Origin of the sequence: Mycobacterium sp. E136, from assembly GCF_001666865.1 — a bacterium.
GTDB lineage: Bacteria > Actinomycetota > Actinomycetes > Mycobacteriales > Mycobacteriaceae > Mycobacterium.
Map to the genome: position 1 here is coordinate 1 of NZ_LZJE01000238.1, position 510 is coordinate 510.

A 510-nucleotide genomic window follows, 5' to 3' on the forward strand; every position below is an offset into this window, starting at 1 on the left:
CCAGACCACGGTTCTCAGCGGTGTTTTCACGATTCCTCCGTTGCTGCGATTGACCCCGTCACCAGTGCGGCGCGCTCGAGATACTCGCGACCGATTCGTCGCCCTGCCGTCTCCCACACATCTGCACAGCGACCGAGTACAGCTCGGTCGTCGGCGCTCCCTCGGCGGGCGCCCGGATGTCGAACCGGAGCGTGAACATCAGCACCGCGACAAGGCCAGCGCTGAGAATAGCATCCACTATTAATGGTAACCAGAACAAAGATTAGGTTAGAGTCGGTCGTCGTGAATACCCCGGCCTTGTCGCGGTGCTGATGTTCACGCTCCGGTTCGACATCCGGGCGCCCGCCGAGGGAGCGCCGACGACCGAGCTGTACTCGGTCGCTGTGCAGATGTGTGGGAGACGGCAGGGCGACGAATCGGTCGCGAGTATCTCGAGCGCGCCGCACTGGTGACGGGGTCAATCGCAGCAACGGAGGAATCGTGAAAACACCGCTGAGAACCGTGGTCTGG

General features: G+C 62.4%; 2 protein-coding genes. One reads left to right on the forward strand and one right to left on the reverse strand.

Going from position 1 to position 510, the window contains the following annotated elements; translation table 11 throughout:
* Positions 1-58: 58 nt before the first annotated feature.
* A complete protein-coding gene (locus A5698_RS15605; protein WP_068298547.1) occupies positions 59-238 on the reverse strand; it encodes a hypothetical protein in 180 nt (59 codons plus the stop codon).
* 73 nt (positions 239-311) lie between these two features.
* Here A5698_RS15605 and A5698_RS28650 point away from each other — a divergent pair, with 73 nt between their 5' ends.
* Positions 312-452: a hypothetical protein gene (locus A5698_RS28650; protein WP_156670581.1), complete on the forward strand. Its 141-nt coding sequence runs from the start codon at positions 312-314 to the stop codon at positions 450-452.
* The last annotated feature ends 58 nt before the right edge of the window (positions 453-510 follow it).

Coding starts and splice junctions, on each gene's coding strand:
- A5698_RS28650 (WP_156670581.1), top strand. CDS start 312: ATGTTCACGCTCCGGTTCGACATCCGGGCGCCCGCCGAGGGAGCGCCG.